General features: G+C 44.0%; 15 protein-coding genes. 10 read left to right on the top strand and 5 right to left on the bottom strand.

Annotated features, from left to right (window positions below; all coding sequences use genetic code 11):
- Positions 1–44: 44 nt before the first annotated feature.
- Entirely contained in the window at positions 45–1,559 is a 1,515-nt protein-coding gene (locus tag IHE35_RS08475; RefSeq protein ID WP_242786993.1) for an acetyl-CoA C-acetyltransferase, read from the bottom strand.
- Positions 1,560–1,799: 240 nt separating this feature from the next.
- Here IHE35_RS08475 and IHE35_RS08470 point away from each other — a divergent pair, with 240 nt between their 5' ends.
- From IHE35_RS08470 to dnaX, 5 genes are all read left to right on the top strand, one after another.
- Positions 1,800–3,191, top strand: a complete 1,392-nt coding sequence (locus IHE35_RS08470; RefSeq protein ID WP_242786992.1) for a 3-oxoacyl-ACP reductase — start codon at positions 1,800–1,802, stop codon at positions 3,189–3,191.
- Between the two features lie 235 nt (positions 3,192–3,426).
- On the top strand, positions 3,427–4,281 hold the full coding sequence (locus IHE35_RS08465) for a MaoC/PaaZ C-terminal domain-containing protein (RefSeq protein WP_242786991.1): 855 nt from the start codon (positions 3,427–3,429) through the stop codon (positions 4,279–4,281).
- 93 nt (positions 4,282–4,374) lie between these two features.
- The gene (locus IHE35_RS08460) at positions 4,375–5,625 is read left to right on the top strand and encodes a serine hydrolase domain-containing protein (protein ID WP_242786990.1); all 1,251 of its coding nucleotides are present in this window, start codon (positions 4,375–4,377) and stop codon (positions 5,623–5,625) included.
- Positions 5,626–5,707: 82 nt separating this feature from the next.
- Positions 5,708–6,157, top strand: coding sequence for a copper resistance protein NlpE N-terminal domain-containing protein (locus IHE35_RS08455; protein ID WP_242786989.1), 450 nt, complete (start codon positions 5,708–5,710; stop codon positions 6,155–6,157).
- Between the two features lie 128 nt (positions 6,158–6,285).
- Positions 6,286–8,376 (top strand): DNA polymerase III subunit gamma/tau, encoded by a 2,091-nt coding sequence (gene dnaX / locus IHE35_RS08450; RefSeq protein ID WP_242786988.1) that lies wholly within the window; start codon positions 6,286–6,288, stop codon positions 8,374–8,376.
- 3 nt (positions 8,377–8,379) lie between these two features.
- Here the strand turns inward: dnaX and IHE35_RS08445 are convergent, their stop codons facing one another.
- A complete protein-coding gene (locus IHE35_RS08445) occupies positions 8,380–8,829 on the bottom strand; it encodes a thioesterase family protein (protein WP_242786987.1) in 450 nt (149 codons plus the stop codon).
- A 52-nt stretch (positions 8,830–8,881) separates the two neighbouring features.
- Complete coding sequence (locus IHE35_RS08440; RefSeq protein WP_242786986.1) at positions 8,882–10,042, bottom strand: iron-containing alcohol dehydrogenase; 1,161 nt, start codon at positions 10,040–10,042, stop codon at positions 8,882–8,884.
- A 116-nt stretch (positions 10,043–10,158) separates the two neighbouring features.
- On the opposite strand from IHE35_RS08440, the gene IHE35_RS08435 reads away from it, so the two are divergent.
- From IHE35_RS08435 to IHE35_RS08420, 4 genes are read left to right on the top strand one after another with little or no spacing between them, the layout of a single operon-like run.
- A complete protein-coding gene (locus IHE35_RS08435; RefSeq protein ID WP_242786985.1) occupies positions 10,159–10,671 on the top strand; it encodes a low molecular weight protein-tyrosine-phosphatase in 513 nt (170 codons plus the stop codon).
- Between the two features lie 3 nt (positions 10,672–10,674).
- Positions 10,675–11,709, top strand: a complete 1,035-nt coding sequence (gene murB, locus IHE35_RS08430; RefSeq protein WP_242786984.1) for a UDP-N-acetylmuramate dehydrogenase — start codon at positions 10,675–10,677, stop codon at positions 11,707–11,709.
- 11 nt (positions 11,710–11,720) lie between these two features.
- Positions 11,721–12,854 carry a YdcF family protein gene (locus tag IHE35_RS08425; RefSeq protein ID WP_242786983.1) on the top strand — a complete coding sequence of 378 codons (1,134 nt, stop codon included), beginning with the start codon at positions 11,721–11,723 and terminating at the stop codon, positions 12,852–12,854.
- Positions 12,854–13,897 carry an alpha/beta hydrolase gene (locus IHE35_RS08420; protein WP_242786982.1) on the top strand — a complete coding sequence of 348 codons (1,044 nt, stop codon included), beginning with the start codon at positions 12,854–12,856 and terminating at the stop codon, positions 13,895–13,897. The genes IHE35_RS08425 and IHE35_RS08420 overlap by 1 nt, the downstream gene beginning before the upstream one ends.
- 63 nt (positions 13,898–13,960) lie before the next feature.
- Here IHE35_RS08420 and IHE35_RS08415 read toward each other — a convergent pair whose 3' ends face one another.
- Complete coding sequence (locus tag IHE35_RS08415) at positions 13,961–15,631, bottom strand: FMN-binding glutamate synthase family protein (protein ID WP_242786981.1); 1,671 nt, start codon at positions 15,629–15,631, stop codon at positions 13,961–13,963.
- A gap of 180 nt (positions 15,632–15,811) precedes the next feature.
- Here IHE35_RS08415 and IHE35_RS08410 point away from each other — a divergent pair.
- Positions 15,812–16,634 (top strand): IS5 family transposase gene (locus tag IHE35_RS08410; RefSeq protein ID WP_242786769.1). Its coding sequence is split into 2 segments (ribosomal slippage): positions 15,812–16,192 and positions 16,194–16,634, totalling 822 coding nucleotides; the frame shifts between segments, so codons are not numbered across the junction.
- A 354-nt stretch (positions 16,635–16,988) separates the two neighbouring features.
- Here IHE35_RS08410 and IHE35_RS08405 read toward each other — a convergent pair.
- Entirely contained in the window at positions 16,989–17,990 is a 1,002-nt protein-coding gene (locus tag IHE35_RS08405; RefSeq protein WP_242786980.1) for a WYL domain-containing protein, read from the bottom strand.
- Positions 17,991–18,187 lie beyond the last annotated feature (197 nt).

Here is an 18,187-nt window from a genome sequence, read left to right as displayed (position 1 = left end):
AAAAAGCACCTCACTTGAGGTGCTTTTTTAATTCGATGTAAATATTATTTTTCAATGATTGCAGTCACGCCTTGACCGCCAGCCGCACAAATCGATACCAGTACACGACCTGAACCTTTCTGGTTTAATAATTTCGCAGCAGTCGCGATGATACGACCACCTGTTGCAGCAAATGGGTGACCTGCTGCTAGTGAAGAACCTTTTACATTCAGTTTGGCACGGTCGATTGAACCTAATGGTGCATCCAGACCTAAACGCTCTTTACAGAATTTCGGATCTTCCCATGCTTTCAAGGTTGAAAGTACTTGCGATGCAAATGCTTCATGGATTTCATAGTAATCAAAATCTTGAAGTTTCAGACCAGCACGCTCCAGCATGCGTGGAACGGCATACGCAGGTGCCATCAATAAACCTTCTTTCTTCTCAACGAAATCAACTGCAGCAGTTTCCTGGAAAGTTAAGTATGCAAGTACTTCATGACCATTTGCTTTTGCCCATTCTTCAGATGCTAACAGTACACAAGATGCACCATCTGTCAGCGGAGTAGAGTTACCCGCCGTCATGGTACGCGCATCGCCTTTACCGAAAGCGGGTTTTAATTTAGCCAGTTTTTCAACTGATGAATCCGGTCGCAGGTTATTGTCACGCTCTAAACCTAGGAATGGTGTGATCAGGTCATCAAAGAAACCTTCTTCATAAGCAGCAGCCATTTTCTGGTGTGAAGATGCAGCCAGTTCGTCCTGGGCTTCACGAGAAATGCCCCATTCCAGTGTCGTGATCGCCTGATGATCACCCATAGACAGACCAGTACGTGGTTCACCATTTTTCGGTGCATCCATCAGGTCTTTAACATTGATTTTAGTTAAGGCTTTCAGACGGTCTTTTGCAGTTTTTGCAATATTTAGTTCAAGTAAAGCTTTACGTAAGCCATCACCAAATGCGATTGGTGCATCAGAAGTAGTATCTACACCACCAGCAACGCCGACTTCGATTTGACCGAGTGCAATTTTATTGGCAACCAGGAATGCAGCTTGCAGACCAGTACCACAGGCTTGCTGAATATCATAAGCCGGAGTTTCAGGTGCTAGGGCAGTGTTCAGTACACATTCACGGGTCATGTTAAAGTCGCGGCTGTGTTTCAATACTGCACCAGCAACCACTTCACCCAAACGTTGACCTTGCAGGTTAAAGCGTTCAATCAGGCCATTCAGGGCTGCGGTGAACATATCAGTATTGGATGCCGTAAAGTAAGCACCATTAGAACGTGCAAATGGAATGCGGTTACCACCGATAATAGCAACGCGGCGAACAGTGTTTTGGCTCATGTCTTGGTCCTGTTGAACAGAAATCTGTGTTTTTGGTGTTGAGGTTTTATTGCTTGAAGTCGTTCTTTCCGCACGATTAGACGCAGCACGGGTGCGCGTGGTTTTCGTCGGAGTTTTTTCTGTAGACGTTGCGCTGGTCGTTTTGCTGGTGCGCTTGCGTGCTGTTGATGGTTTTGACACGCTTTCAGCTACAGGATTCTCGACTGCTGGATTTTCTTGAGTTGTTTTGCTCATAAGGCTTTACCAGGCAAATTGATCATTATCTTGGTCGCTACATTAGCATAGAAGGCTATAGGCTGAATTGACTAGAATGACATTACAGAGTGCGCTTAGGTCAAGTCATCTGCTTATTATCTCAAGTATTATTGACCAGATTCTGATGGATCTATTGAATTATAAGTATCTGACAGCATATTGAAGTTAAAAGATAACTTTAGATCGATCAAAAACTAATTTGTATGAGAGATAATAATCATGACTGACCAGTACCAAGCATTTGCAAAATCTCCTATTGGTAAATTTGTCATCAAAAACCTGGGTCTTCCATCCCCAACTTTTCTTGAGCGCTATGACGCTGCAACTCCTGTAGTCAAAGGTGCTGTTTTAGTGGGTGCTGCACCTGGCAGTACGTTGACTGGATCAATTGCACAAGTTTTGGCAAATATTCATGCCAATAGCTATGCAGGAAATAATGCTGAACTGCAACAGGCTGCTGCACAAGTCGGCCTGAATCTGGGTGCGTTTAACCAGGGCGACAAAGAATCAAAATTTAAAGTGGCAATATTTGATGCATCCGGTATTCAGAATGCGGACGACTTAAAAGCCTTATATGACTTCTTTAATCCAATCGCGCGTCAAATTCAGGCATCTGGTCGTGTTGTGATTGTAGGGACAACACCTGAATCAGCAACTTCAGTGAAGCAGGCGATTGCACAACGTGCGCTTGAAGGTTTTGTAAAATCAGTTGGTAAAGAATTCAAGAAAGGTATCGCAGCGAATCTGATCTATGTGGACAATGGTGCTGAGGCTAATCTCGAATCCGCACTACGCTTTGCGATTTCTCCACGTTCTGCTTATGTATCTGGTCAGGTGATTCGCGTATCTCAAGCAGCGACTCAAGATGTGGACTGGACTAAACCTCTAGCAGGTAAGACAGCTGTAGTCACAGGGGCTAGCCGTGGTATTGGTGAAGCCATTGCCCATGTACTGGCACGTGATGGCGCGCATGTGATTTGTCTGGATGTTCCGCAACAGCAAGCGGATCTTGACCGTGTAGCAGCTGAGATCGGTGGTTCTACCTTGGCGATTGATATTACTGCTGCAGATGCAGGTGAGAAAATCAAAACTGCAGCAGCTGCACAGGGTGGTCTGGATATCATTGTGCACAATGCTGGTATTACCCGTGACAAGACTTTGGCGAACATGAAGCCTGAGTTGTGGGATCTGGTGATCAATATCAACCTGTCTGCGATCGAACGTGTAAATGACTATCTCTTGTCTCATGATGGTCTGAACGCGAATGGCCGTATTATCTGTGTATCTTCAATCTCTGGTATTGCGGGTAACCTGGGTCAGACTAACTATGCAGCATCTAAAGCGGGTGTAGTGGGTATTGTGAAATATACAGCCCCAACTTTAAACGACGGTATTACCATTAACGCCGTTGCTCCAGGCTTTATTGAAACTCAAATGACTGCGGCGATTCCATTCGCAATTCGTGAAGCTGGCCGCCGTATGAATTCAATGAGCCAAGGTGGCTTACCAGTCGATGTGGCTGAAACGATTGCGATGTTTGCTTCAACAGCTTCTACAGGTTTAAATGGCAACGTAGTTCGTGTATGTGGTCAGAGCCTGCTAGGGGCGTAATTCTTCCTGAAAAGTTCTTTTCTCTCTGTATATTAACCCGTAGAGTAGATCAAGAATTCCCTCTCCTGAGCTAACTTTAAGCATTGCTTGAAGGTTTAGCGCAAGAGAGGGTTAGGGAGAGGTTAAATAAATTAAATAGAAGGTAGGATGAGATATTACCCTCATCCCAGCCTTCTCCCAGAGGGAGAAGGGGCTTTCAATCTAAATTGAAATAAAAATATTCCAAAGGTTCAGTATGCATACTCGCCATTTTAGTCAACTTCCAAAGCCGTATCTTGCTTATCCAAAAATCATTCAGGGCCTGATTGTGAAAAAGCCAAAGGGTGAAAAAGTTCTGCCGCAAGTTGAATACGTGGTGGATTCATTCAAGGTTGATCAGAAGCATTTAAAAGCTTATAACGCCGTATGTGGCTTTAAGAACAATGGATATATTCCGGCGATCTATCTGGCGGTACTGTCACAAAGCCTGCAAATGCACATGATGACCTCAGAAGCTTTCCCATTTCCGATTTTAGGTCTGGTGCATATCCGGAACCAGGTTAAGCAATACCGTAAAGTGGGTGTCAATGAACAGCTGACTTTATCTTGCAAGTTTGGTGAATTGCAGCCACATGACAAAGGCGTACAGTTCGATTTCATTACTACGGTGAAAGTCGGTAATGATGTGGTTGTTGAGGCATTAACCACCTATTTATCACGTCAAAAAACCGATGCAAAGGCATCTGCAAAAACTGCAGAAAGCAAGACACCGAATTATGAAGTTAATGCAGAATGGGATATTTCTGAAAATACCGGTCGTCGCTATGCCATGTCTTCAGGTGATTTTAACCTGATCCATATTCATGCGCTAACAGCGAAAGCCTTTGGTTTTAAACAGGCGATTGCGCATGGTATGTGGAGTAAGGCAAGAGCGTTAGCGAGTTTGAACTTGCCAGATACCTATGAAGCGGATGTGTCGTTTAAACTGCCAATGTATTTGCCATCCAAGGTTCAGTTCGTCACTGCAACATCTGGCAATGATACTGAGTTCCTGATCCGCAATGCGAAAAGCCAGAAACCACATGTTTCAGGTAGTATCAAAGCCTTGTAATGATCTAAAAAGCCTAAACCTGATTTAGGCTTTTTTATTTCAGCCTGTGCTAAACATTAGATTTCAGTTGAAACATGTATCAAGGAAGGACGCATGAAACCGATTAAACAATATTTCTCCGCCAGTACCGATAACTATCAAGGTCATGTTGATCCTCGCTTTCAGGATCTAGCCGTGCAGTTTAGTCGTTTTCAGGATGCGCGTGTAGGACAGGGCGGTGCTGCACTGGTGGTATATCATCAGGGTGAAAAAGTCCTGGATATTTATACCGGCAAGAAATCTGAACAGGAGTTGTGGCAACCGGATACACTGTCAGTGTGCTATTCCACTGGCAAGGGTATTTTAGCAACTTTGGCACATATCCTGGTCAGTCATGGGCTGATCAGCTATGACACACCAGTAGCAGAATACTGGCCAGAGTTTGCCCAGCAAGACAAAGACCAGATCACGCTGGCACATATGCTAAGCCATCAAAGTGGTTTATATGATATTCGCAATATCATCGAGGATGCCCGGGAAATGGCGGACTGGCCGCATCTACTGCAACGTATTGCCGCAGCCAGACCACGTTTTGCTTTAGGAACAGATGCAGCCTATCAGCCACTCACTTTTGGCTGGCAAGTCGGTGGATTACTAGAAAAAGCGACTGGCAAAACACTTGCCGAGTTGATGGATCAATATCTGGTGCAACCATTACAGCTAGATGGTGCTTACTTTGGTGTGCCCGAGCATGAACTGCCACGCGTTGCTCGTCCGATTCATAGGAAAAAAGAACAGGCTCGGCCACGCGCAGAACAAACCCATCAACCAAGAAAACCCAACCTGATGGAACGCGCCTTAGAGCTGAGTGGTCAGAATCCGCAGGATTTTCAGGATGCTATGATTCCTAAAGGCATGAAGCATCTAAATTTCTTTAGTGATGAAGGGCTTAAAGCCATTATTCCTGCAGCAACCGGAGTATTTACTGCTCAGAGTCTGGCAAAAGTCTATGCCATGCTGGCACAACAAGGCCAATGGCAAGGACAAGACCTTATTTCCCAACAGACTTTTACACGTTTAAGCACGGTGCAATATACCCATCGTGACCGGATTATGCCGTTTCCGATGCATTGGCGTCTGGGCTATCACCGTATCCTGACTTTAGGAAAATCAACACAAGGCTTTGGCCATGTCGGTTTTAATGGTTCTGGGGCCTGGTGTGATCCGGAACGTAACCTGAGTTTTGCCTATACCCATAATTTCCCTACAGCCTCTATTACTGGCGATTACCGTCTGTGGGGCTTAACCCAGGAAGCTTTACGCTGCGCTGATAAGATCCAGACCGGACGTAAAGGCTGGTTTTAAGATTCTGGATAAATGAATACAATTTACCTGACGTATTCACTATGCTATGTTGCCGCATAATCAACATGCTGAATCTAGAGTCATGAAGAAAGTTGTTTTGATTCCACTGGTGGCAACGGCGGCACTATGGGGCTGTCAGGAAACCAAACAGGATAAAGCCCAAACTGCGGTTGAAGCCCAAGCGATGCAAACGGCTTGGGTGGGTGAATATCAGGGTACAACCCCGTGTATGGGATGTTTATCCAGCTGTGAAGATTGCCCGGGAATGGCAGTAAAACTTCGACTGAATAAAAATGAAACCTTTGTGCTGGAACGTGAAAGCCTGAGTGGTCATAACGAGCTTGAAACGATTAGCGGTAAAATCCGTTTCCAGGATGATAGCCGCCAGAAGATTGAATTGCTCAATGTGGCTAAACGAAATTTACTGTTCGTTGATCTGGAAAAGGGCTTACTGGAAATTCGTGAAGATCAAACAGGCAAACGCTATCAGATGCAAAGTGATTTTATTTTAGCTGAAAGCCTAAATTCTTGATAAAAGTTTTTGTTTTATATCCCTTTTTTTATCTGAATAAAAAAGGGATTTTTATTTATTCAATTCCTGCATTTATTTCACTATTTATCAAAAAAACAGTATGCTTAGACCTGTAAAAAGGAGCATACATGTATCAGGTACTTGCACGAAAATATCGTCCTCGTAATTTCAATGAATTGGTGGGTCAAAACCACGTTTCTCGTGCTTTAACCAGTGCGCTCGAACGCGGTCGTCTGCATCATGCCTATTTATTTACGGGCACGCGCGGTGTGGGTAAAACGACGATTGCACGTATTCTTGCAAAATGCCTGAACTGTGAAACAGGGGTGACTTCAACGCCGTGTGAGGTGTGTCCAACCTGTACCGCCGTAAATGAAGGCCGTTTTATTGACCTGATCGAGATTGATGCAGCTTCCCGCACAAAAGTTGAAGATACACGTGAACTGTTAGATAACGTTCCGTATGCACCGACTCAAGGTCGCTTTAAGGTCTATCTGATCGATGAAGTACACATGCTCTCTACCCATTCTTTCAATGCCTTGTTAAAGACGCTGGAAGAGCCACCTGAACATGTGAAGTTCTTGTTTGCAACCACAGATCCGCAAAAACTCCCGATTACGGTTATTTCGCGCTGTTTACAGTTTACTTTGCGTCCATTAGCAGTCGATGAAATTACTGATCACCTGGGTCATATTTTACAAAAAGAAAGTATTCAGGCTGACCAGGATGCGATCTGGCAAATTGCCGAATCCGCTCAAGGTTCACTGCGTGATGCACTGTCGCTGACCGATCAGGCCATTGCCTATGGTCAGGGGGCGATTCAGCATCAGGACGTGAAAGAGATGCTGGGGCTGATTGACCGCACCATTATCTATGACCTGATTCTGGCAATTCATCAGAACCAGAAAGCGCGAGTCAGTGAACTTCTGCTTCAATTCCGTCAACAAGCACTGGATGTTTCCTTAGTACTGGATCAGCTGATTTCAACCTTGCATGAACTGGCACTTTTACAATATTTACCAGATTTAAGTCTGAAATATAGTGCTGAAATTAACCAGAAAATCATGCAGCTCTCAGGACTGATTTCAGCACAAGATCTGCAGCTGTATTATCAAATTGCCTGTAAAGGTCGTGCTGATCTGCAAATGGCAGTAACGCAGGAGCAGGGCTTTGAAATGACGGTGCTGCGCTTGCTGGCGTTCCGCCCATTGCAGCCAAATGAAATCCAAGCCAATACTGTACAAGTTCAACAAGTGGCACCTGTAGTTGCACAGCCAAACGTTGTACCCCAACAGGAAAGTGCTCCAGTTGCATCACCGGTGGTCGAAGATTTTCCATTAGATGAAAATTATGAGGATGAGCCTGAATATAGCCCAGACTCTGCGCAGTCTGAGCCATCTTCCGATGATTTTCTCGATGATGAGACTGAGCCAAATTTAGATAATGCATCTGTCGAAGTACAGGCAGCAGAACCTACTACAGTTGAAACAGGTACGGATCAGATTATGTTTGATCCAAGTGTGGAAGATGGCCTGTTTGGTTTTGATGATTTACCTGTAGAACCGGCTACAGCAAGCAATGAAGCCAGCAGTGATGATTTCCTTTTAGAAGAATATCTTCCTGAAGATCATGCTACTGCACCTGTAGAGCAGAATGAGCCTGAATTCAGTTTGTCTGCAGCAGCACCTGAGCCAGAAACTGTTGAAAATATCGCAGTTGAATCCCAAGCAGCGCCTATAGTTTCGTCGGAAATTGTAAATATCCAGTCAGCAAATGCAGATATTTCAACAGACCGCAATCTGATGCCACAGGATATTCTGCAAATTCCGGTACAGGACATGCAGGGTGAATGGACTGTAGAAAAATGGGAATTCTGGTTCCGCAATAGCCAGCTTTCACCGGCCGTACAGGAGCTGGCACAGTACGGCATCATGACCGGGCAGATTGATGGAGAATCAGTTTTTCATATTCCGGAGCGTTACCAGCAGTTACTCGGTCAGTTGCAACATACGCTAGAAGAAGCACTGAAACAGCAGTGGACAGGTACACAATTCAAGGTGAAGTTTGAAGATGTCAACGAACTGATACCTTACACCATGCAGCGTGAACGTAAGGTGCGTGCATTTAAACGTGCTGAAGAACTTCTACATGCAGAACCTGCGGTGAAAGATCTGGTACAGAATTTCGATGCGGAATTGAAGAACATTCAGCTGAAATAAGTTCTAGATTTCACAGCGACTGTGTATAAACGGACATAGGGCATCTCGCATTTCATTCGAAATCGGGGTGCTTTTTCGTGTATGACGATCGACAAAAACATGTACAAAACTGCCTTGTGCTGCAGCCTGGTCATGATCTTGCTTAAAGATGGCTAGGTCATAAGTCAGAGAGGAACTTCCTAGCTTGGCAATATTGACACCGACTTCAATCACTTCTGGATAAGACAGCTCCTGATTGAACTGACAGCAGGAATTCACCACCAAACCAATATGGGGAGAAGTCCTTGGGTCAAAACCAGCATGTTGGATCAGCAGGGCATTGGCTGCGGTATCAAAATAGCTGTAATAGTTAACATTATTGACATGGCCGTATAGATCATTGTCCGCCCAGCGGGTCTGAATACTGAAGAAGAAAGTATATTGCTCACGGGTTTTGACAGTTGCTTTGCTCATGAATCGTTTCTTATAAAAATTGAGATGAATTTAAGTTGCTAATTGGTAGACATTAGGCATAAATCGCCTGATAGATCTGTAGAGCGTCTTCCACAGTCATATCTCGCGGATTGTTTTGCAACAGTCGCGTCTGTTTCATGGCATCTTCCGCCAGCATCATTAACATATGCTCAGGAATATCCAGTTGACTCAGTTTCAGAGGTAAACCACTACGTTCCAGATGATTATTAAAATGATCAATAAATAGATCGGTTAAACCATCATGGCAGCCTTTGCTGTAGGGATCGAGCCAGGTCATCAGTTCAGCATAGCGCTGTTTGGCCGCAGGGGCATTGAATTTCAGTACCTCAGTCAGCACAATCGCATTGCTATGCCCATGGGAAAGATGAAAATGGCCGCCAAGTGGATAAGCCAAAGCATGTACTGCACCGACGGGTGCATTGGCAAAAGCCTGACCAGCCAGCATGGAACCAACCAGCATATTCTGGCGTGCTTCCAGGTCATCGCCATCATCCAGAACACGAGCCAGGTTATTATTCAGGAGCTTTAATGCCTGTTTGGCCAGCATATCCGAATAGGGATTTTTCTTGATTTTCGATGTATAAGCTTCTATGGCATGTACCATGGCATCAATGCCGGTCGCTGCCGTAATGTGTCGAGGCAAACTACGGGTAAAGCTGGCATCCAGAATGGCAGTATCCGCAAACAGGAAAGGGGAAACAATTCCAGTTTTGGTGGTCTCACCTGTAGTCACAATCGAAATTGGGGTTACTTCCGAACCGGTTCCTGCTGTAGTCGGAATCAGGATCAGGGGCAGACGTGGGCCTTCAACTTGATCGATGCCATATAGCTCATGGAGGCATTGGGTTTGCTGTGCGTGGCTCAAGACGGCAATAATCTTGGCCACATCCAGTGAACTGCCACCACCAAAACCAATCACCACATCGATCTGTTCCTGACGGGCGAAAGAGATGGCATCCGCTATAATATGTTCTGGCGGATCTGCCTGCACATCAGCATAGATAGCGTAATCCAGACCTGCTTCATTGATAATGTATAAAACTTCCTCATGCAGATTCTGTGCAATCATGCCTTGATCGGTCACTAACAGCGCACGTATATATTTGCCTTTCTGTAGAATTTGGTGCAGCTCACGAATTGTGCCAAGTCCGGCAATGATGTTGGGAACAGTCTGAAATTGAAATCTTTGCATGGCTGCTTCCTTAATTTTTATCCAAATTCATATTATTGTGGTGTTGTGATATAGGATTCACTATACAAATAACTTAACATAAGAATCCTGAAAATAAAGTAGTGCTGAGGTTGTTTATGTCATCCAGAACGCCATTTAAGGTGTTATGTGTTTGTCTGGGAAATATTTGTCGTTCTCCCACGGCAGAGGTGGTCCTCAGACATTATTGCGATGTACATAATCTCAATATTATGGTCGATTCGGCGGGAACCAGTAATTATCATCCGGGTAAAGCCCCTGATTTGCGCAGTCAGGAACATGCCTTAAAGCGTGGTTATGATCTGTCTGCATTGCGTGCCCGTCAGCTGACTCTACAGGATTTCCTTGATTTTGATCTGATTCTTGCGATGGATGACGCCAATCTCAGTGATATTCTTGCACTGCAGAAATGTGCTGAACAAGAATTTGGTCAATTACGTGCCGAAGTCGCCCTGATGAGCGAATATGATCCTGATTATCCAAAACAGGCAGTACCTGATCCTTATTATGGCGGTGCTGAAGGTTTTGAACGCGTACTCAATCAGTGTGAATCCAGCAGTCTTGCATGGATCGATGTCTTTAAAATGCAACAAAAAGAGCTTAAGGTTTAAGTCATGCAAATCCAAACACAGGTTCAACTTAAACCTTTTAATACCCTCAGTCTGGATGCAGTGGCATCACATTACTGCAAAATTCAATCAAATGAAGACCTGATTCAGGCGCTAGAATTCGCCAAGCAGCAACAGCTAAATGTTCTGATTCTCTCGGGTGGTAGCAATATGCTTTTACCGGAACAAATTCATGCACTGGTATTGCATATGGACATCCAGGGTATTGAACTGCTGGATGCGGATGATCAGGTGCAATGCCTTCGCGTTGGTGCAGGCCAGAACTGGCATGATTTTGTGTTATGGACCACACAGCAAGGCTTTTATGGCCTGCAAAATCTGGCTTTAATTCCGGGGCTTGTCGGCGCTTCACCGGTACAGAATATCGGTGCTTATGGGGTAGAAGTTGGCGAGTTTATTGAAAGCGTTGAAGTCTACGATCGTAAAAATCACAGTTTTAGCTCAATCAAAGCAGCAGATTGTGACTTCGCCTATCGTCATAGTATCTTTAAAGACCATCCGGGCCGCTACATCATTACCCATGTCATCTTCCGTTTGTTGAAACAGCCTGAGCTTAAACTCAATTATGGTGACCTGAAAACAGCAGTAGGTGATGAACAGACGCCAGAAAATCTGGAGCGCCAGGTGATTCAGATTCGTCAGAGCAAATTGCCTGATCCTAAAGAATATCCAAATGTTGGTAGTTTCTTTAAGAATCCAGTAGTTGAATTACAATTCTTTGACCAAATTGCTCAACAATTCCCGAATTTACCTCATTATCCGCAGCCGAATAATCAAGTTAAAATGGCAGCCGGCTGGTTGATTGATCAAAGTGGATGGAAAGGTAAACAGCTGGGTTCAGTCGGTATGTTCCATAAACAGGCGCTGGTGCTGGTAAATTATGCCAATGCCTCACTCAAGGACGTACGTGCAACCTATAAGGCTGTACAGACTGACGTTCAGAAAAAATTTGGCGTTCTCCTAGAACCGGAGCCAGTTTTGTTTGCTGAAAATGGCATGATCCGCTCACATCAGGATTAAAGGATAAATAGATGGATAAAGCACACTGGATGGTTCGAATAGTTCAAGTAGTCTCAGCACTATTTGTGCTGTGCGCACTGTTCGTCGTCTTTCTTTATTCACCGTTTTATTCACATCTGATGGTCAAAGGACTGAACTATTTTGTTCCGGTCGAAGTCAATCAGATCGCTGCTGAAAGTCAGAAACAGGCATCTTTAAGTGTCAACGAAACACTGGAGCCAGGTTCTGAATTATGGATTGCGCGCCAAGCTTATCTCAAGGTGATGGAAGAAGATATTTCCAAAAATCAGTCACAGAACCTGGCACTGATTCAGGCACGCTATAAAGCTTTACAGCAGTTACTTGAAGATGAACGTGAAGCTGAGGCAGAAAAATCTGAACAGCAGAAAGTTCAGGTACCATTGCTGGTGACTGAAACAGAAGCAGCTGATGCAGTAGAACCAGATGATCTGACTGAACTGTTAAGCTTGAGCAGTGATGAAAATGCTGCCCAGATGGAACAGTTTATAGAATTCCTAAAAAGCTATGATGTTGAACAGCATCAGCAAAATATTGCGCAAATGACCAATGTGGAATTTGCCGAAGACCTCGCAACTTTAAATCATGACCAAACTCAGCCAGTGCAGGATGAGATGTCCAAACCTTATGCTATTGTGGTCTTGGGAGGCGGTTTGACCCTGCATGAAAATGGCAAAGATATTATCGTCAATGACTATACTCGTCTGCGCCTGGAAAAAACCCTGGAAGTCGAAAAACAGTATGATCTGCCGATTGTTTTGAGTGGAGTAGAAGCACCGTATATGCAACGCTGGTTACAAGCCTATGATGTGGATGCCAAACTGCTTGAAGACCGCAGTATGAATACCTGTGAGAATTCCCGTTTCAGCTCATTGCTGTTACAGAAGAAGGGTGGAGCCCCTACGGTGATCCTGATCACGGATCGCTATCATATGCCACGTACACGCCGTCTGTTCGCACTTAACGGTATTCAGACCATTCCGGTGGAAGCGCCAATGCCAAATTCACTTACTACATGGCGTCCAAGTGTTAAAAACTATGATCATAGCCGACGGGCTAACTATGAACTCTTAGCAACACTTCGGGATGTGTGGTTTGGATCAAGTGACTGTCGGGAGGTACCTTAATGTCAGATATCCCATTTTTAAACCCGGCAATTCTGAAACAGCTGGAGTTACCCGTTCCCAACCGGGATATTACCCCACAGTTGCTGCAACCGCTAAATCTGAATCGGGATATGCAGCCTACGCTGGAATTACAGGCTTACCGGAAACTGTATGGTTTTGACTTGTTGAATGCTAAACATTGGCAAGGTTATGTGCAGATGCCATTATTCAAGCTGCATGTACAGGTATTTGAACCTGATCTGACAGAAAGTCGCTTTGACAAAATCCAGGGTACTGTGTTCTTGCTGCATGGTTATCTGGAACATAGCGGGATTTATCAGCCAATTGTCAAAGAATTGCTGGAAGAAGGATTTAGTGTACTGACCTTTGATTTACCGGGGCATGGCTTGAGTAATGGTTCATCGGCCAATATTCAGAACTTTGATCATTACCAGCAGGTATTGCATGCAGTACACCGTTATGTGCGACATACAACGCAGTTACCGAAACCTTGGTTAGGTATTGGACAAAGTACTGGTGGAGCGATCTGGATGCATCACTTGCTGGAGTTTGCAGAACGTCGTGAAAATCCGTTTGTAGATCGCGTGCTACTACTTTCACCATTGATTCGTCCGGCTAAAACAGCTTGGTGGCATAATTCTGTGGGTCTTGGAATTATTCGTCGGATTAAGCGTGAAGTACCACGTCATTTCAGACGCAATAACCATAATCCTGAATTCCTGCGCTTTGTGCGTTTAAAGGATCCATTACAGCCTCGCATGATGGGCATGGACTGGATTCTGGCGATGTCACGCTGGATGCAGCAGATGGAAGACCGACCAGCCTGCCGTATTCCGGTATGGCTGGCGCAGGGTGCGCAGGATCAAACTGTAGATTGGCGTTATAACATCGAATTTATTCGACGCAAATTCCGTTTGCAGACGTTGTTGATGCTGGAAGAAGGTTCGCATCAGCTGATTAATGAGCGTGCCGACATTCGAGCGGCACTGACCGGTCTGATTCCAGCCTTCCTGCATGCACAGGGTGGCCGGACCTATTATTAAGTTCAGGTGGTTAATAGTATATTAAGGCGATTCTTTGGGATCGCCTTTTTTATTTCGATATATTTAAAATTTTTCTGCAGTAGCAATATTCCACATACGATAATAAAAGTTTTCTTCATCGCGATTTTCACAGTGGAGTAGCTCATTCTCCTTCATCCAGAAGTGCAATTGCGCATAGTTTTTAATCTCATGGCTATTGATTCGTTGAGCCAGTTGATGAGCTTTAATACCAGATGGATGGCAAACACCGGCGGAAGCGATCATTTCAGAGAGCGCCTTAAGGGTACTTTTATGATAGTTATAGACCCGTTCTGCCTTGCTTGGTACATGCAGCGCCTTTTGGCGGCTCTTGTCCTGAGTGGTGACACCGACAGGACATTGGTTGGTATGACAGCTTTGTGCCTGAATGCAGCCAATAGCAAACATAAAACCACGCGCTGAATTGACCCAGTCTGCACCAATTGCGATCGTACTGGCGATATCAAATGCACTAATGATTTTACCACTTGCACCAATTTTGATCTGTTTACGTAATCCTGCACCGACTAATGTGTTATGAACGAACAGTAAACCTTCACGTAGAGGTACGCCAATATTATCAATCATCTCAATAGGGGCTGCTCCGGTACCGCCTTCTGAACCATCGACCACAATGAAGTCCGGTAGAATTTTGGTATGCAGCATGGCTTTGACAATACTCATAAATTGCCAGGGTTGTCCTAGGCAGAGCTTAAAGCCGACAGGTTTTCCACCAGACAGCTCACGCAATTGCTGAATAAATTCCATCATTTCAATCGGTGTGCCGAAAGCAGGATGACTTGCTGGAGAAACACAGTCATGTTCCCGGCTGACTCCACGAATCTCGGCAATTTCCTCAGAAATCTTGGCTTTTGGAAGAATCCCACCATGTCCTGGTTTCGCACCTTGAGACAACTTGATTTCAATCATTTTCACTTGGGGAATTTTGGCTTTCTCCGCAAATTTGACCGGATCAAACTGGCCGTCTAGTGTACGACAACCAAAGTAAGCACTACCAATTTCCCAAACCAGGTCTCCGCCATTTTCCAGATGATAGGGGCTAATGCTGCCTTCACCTGTATCATGGTAGAAATTGCCCATTTTTGCACCCAGATTAAGCGCGCGGATGGCATTGGCACTCATACTGCCAAAACTCATGGCGGAAATATTCATGATTGAAGCACTATAAGGCTGCTTACATTGTTCATTGCCAATCGTAATCCTGAAAGTCGCTGGATCTGCGGGTGGGCAAGGGATAATCGAATGCGTGACAAACTTATAGTCATGGTTATAGACATCGATAATCGAACCAAAAGGTTTGTCAGAATTTTCATTTTTGGCACGTTGATAAACCAGACTGCGCTGCATACGGGAAAAAGGCAGGGCATCCTGATCGGCTTCAATAAAGTACTGGCGAATTTCTGGACGGAACTCTTCAAACAGGAAGCGGAAATGACCCATAATCGGATAGTTCCTGAGAATAGAATGCCGGTGTTGTAGTACATCATATAGTCCCACCACACTCAGAACAGCGCTAATAATCCACAGCGTATTGACCAGCGTTTGAGGCATGAAATAGTAAATATAGCGGGGTGAATAGCCGATATGAAAGCCGGTAAATACCAACGCAATAAAGATACAAAGGAACCAGATGGAATACCGTGAAAAAAAGGTATTTAGCAGTTTATGCCGGACAAGTTGAGCTGGATTTGCCATAAAATCTTGATTCCCTGTTGTTCTTATCAGACCTTCAGATTTTCAAGGCTTGGCGGTTTTATACAAGAACAAAATTGTTATTGGATTTTATAGGTTTAACCTGTAAAGATGGTTTAGATTAAAAATCAACCAAAATAATAGATCTCTTGCGAAAGTAAAAACCATCCCCATATAGATTTCATGAGATATCAGAACTTAAACCGTTTTTCAGATTCTGAATTCAAGCGCTTGGTTGGCGTACCTCGAGCAGTTTTTACCGAAATGGTCGAGGTTTTAGAAAAAGCAGAATCACTCAAAAAGAAATCAGGCCGTCCTCATACTTTAGCTATAGAGGATCAATTGTTATTAACACTCAATTACTTACGAAATTATAGCACTCAATTGGAGTTAGCAGCACACTATCATATCGCTGAAAGTAATGTGAACCGAACCATTAAAAAGGTTGAAGATGCCTTAATGAGATCAAGACGTTTTACTCTGCCAAAACGAAGCCTTACCACAACAGACGAACGCTTTAACTGGGTCATTATTGATGCGACAGAATGTTCAATAGAACGCCCGAAAAAAAAATCAGAGTAAGTTCTATAGTGGTAAAAAGAAGAAACATACGCTTAAAGCCCAAGTGATCTACCATCCTAAGAGTAAACAAATCATAGGATTAGATATATCGTATGGCAGTCAGCATGACATTAAATTGGCAAGGAAAACGGTTAAGAAATTCAAACATTGTGAATATGTTATGACTGATTTAGGGTACTACGGATTAGAGCAAGATGGCTTTAAATTATTGATGCCCATTAAGAAAAAGAAGAATTTTCCTTTATTTGAAGTTGAGAAAAAGTACAATAAAATGATTGGAAAAATACGCGTTGTGATCGAACACATTAATAGTCAATTGAAAACATTTAGAATCTTAAGTGAACGCTATCGAAATAGACGGAAAAGATTCGGTTTACGCATGAACTTAATTGCTGCACTGGTAAACCGAATCAACTTGCAATAACAACTTTCGCAAGAGGTCTAATATGTTTAGCATAAAAAATCCTATGAAAAAAATCTGCAAAAGGCATCGCTTCTTTTTATTTCACATACAGGGAAGGCTGGATTAAATTGCTTTTATCTAATAACGGAGGAGAAAGGATTACGAAGAAATCGATCCGGTTCAATACTGCTGAGCTGGCGTGCTTATGCATGTAATGACCTTAACTATGAAACTTCCTTACTGCATATGCCTGGGGGAACAAGACAGGCATATGCAGGATCAGCAGGCTATTAACTACCATCAACCAACCACAATAACGACAAAAAGATGATAAGAAATTATGAGTCCCGGGAATGGGACTTTTTTATATCTATTTTATGCTTCGTCTTCTTGATGTACGGCTTGGGAAACTTGCTCAGGTTCAATTTTTTGAATCTTGTTGCCAAAGCTGCGTAGCCACCATACCAGTTGTGAAGTAAAAGGAACCGTTGCACTAATGAGAGCCATACCATGATCAAGCTTTTCAATCTGTTGATCGCGGCTCAGCTGGCTTTCTTCAAAGTAGTGCGCATCTGCTTCAGGCATGTGCAGTTTCAGCATGACATTTTCAGTAGGCTGGTCGAAGTTGACCCGGAAGCCCAAAGCACCTGATTCGATATATGCATCAATGTCAAAGTTCACTGGGTGCAGGGCACGGGTATTCAAAACATTCGCCGACTTGAAGCGGTGCAGGGCAAAGGTCTGAATATCCGATTTGTCATGACGGGTACATACCAGATAAATAATCGAACCTTTTTGTACCAATGCCAGCGGATTGAGGATATAAGACTTTTCTTCGCTATTTTGTCCGCGACCCTGATAAATACATTCTAGCTGCTTGTCTTGCAACAACCCTTCGTAGATGGCCTGTTGTGCTTGACGGTCTACAACAGGCGGAATCAGGGGCTGAGTCGCAGGAACGATGCGGACCCGGTTAATCCATTGTCGCACATTGTTCTGGGTCGACAGGCTGCGACGCGCCAGATCAAACCATGGATTCATTTCTTCAATCAGACTTGGCGGTAACAGGTGTTTAAGATGTTCCTCGACCATCATAAAAGTCACCGCTTGTGAACTGGTCATATGCGGCAAACTTTGAATGGGTGCATCGGAGCGCCAACGCCAGCCCTGCGGAATAGTTTTACTGCTTTCAATGGGAAAACGCTGTGCAATCTGATTCAGGTCACGCTGAATGGTACGCAAACTGATTTCCACACCTTCACGTTCCAGGATTTCCTGCAATTCGCGAGTGCCCATCCATTTCCCAGTCGTCAGGCGCGATAAAATCTGCCATTGGCGATAAAGGCTATTCGAAGTTTCTTTTTCTTGTCCGGTCATAAGCTGAAATCAGGATCTGCAAATTGAGAAAAAATCATTAACACAATAAAAAAACTCTATTTTTTTCGCAAGTATTTTAAGTAATCGAGAATAGCAGAATAGATACACATTGGTGCAAAAATGCCATTGAGTCGCTCGGAAATAAAGGGATTAATGATAAGTACAAAAATACCGCATGGCATGGATATTGCTTTGTT

The sequence above is a fragment of the Acinetobacter sp. ASP199 genome (assembly GCF_022700675.1).
Taxonomy (GTDB): domain Bacteria; phylum Pseudomonadota; class Gammaproteobacteria; order Pseudomonadales; family Moraxellaceae; genus Acinetobacter.
The sequence above is the reverse complement of the archived record's forward strand: the minus strand, read 5'-3'. Positions and strand labels throughout refer to the sequence as shown.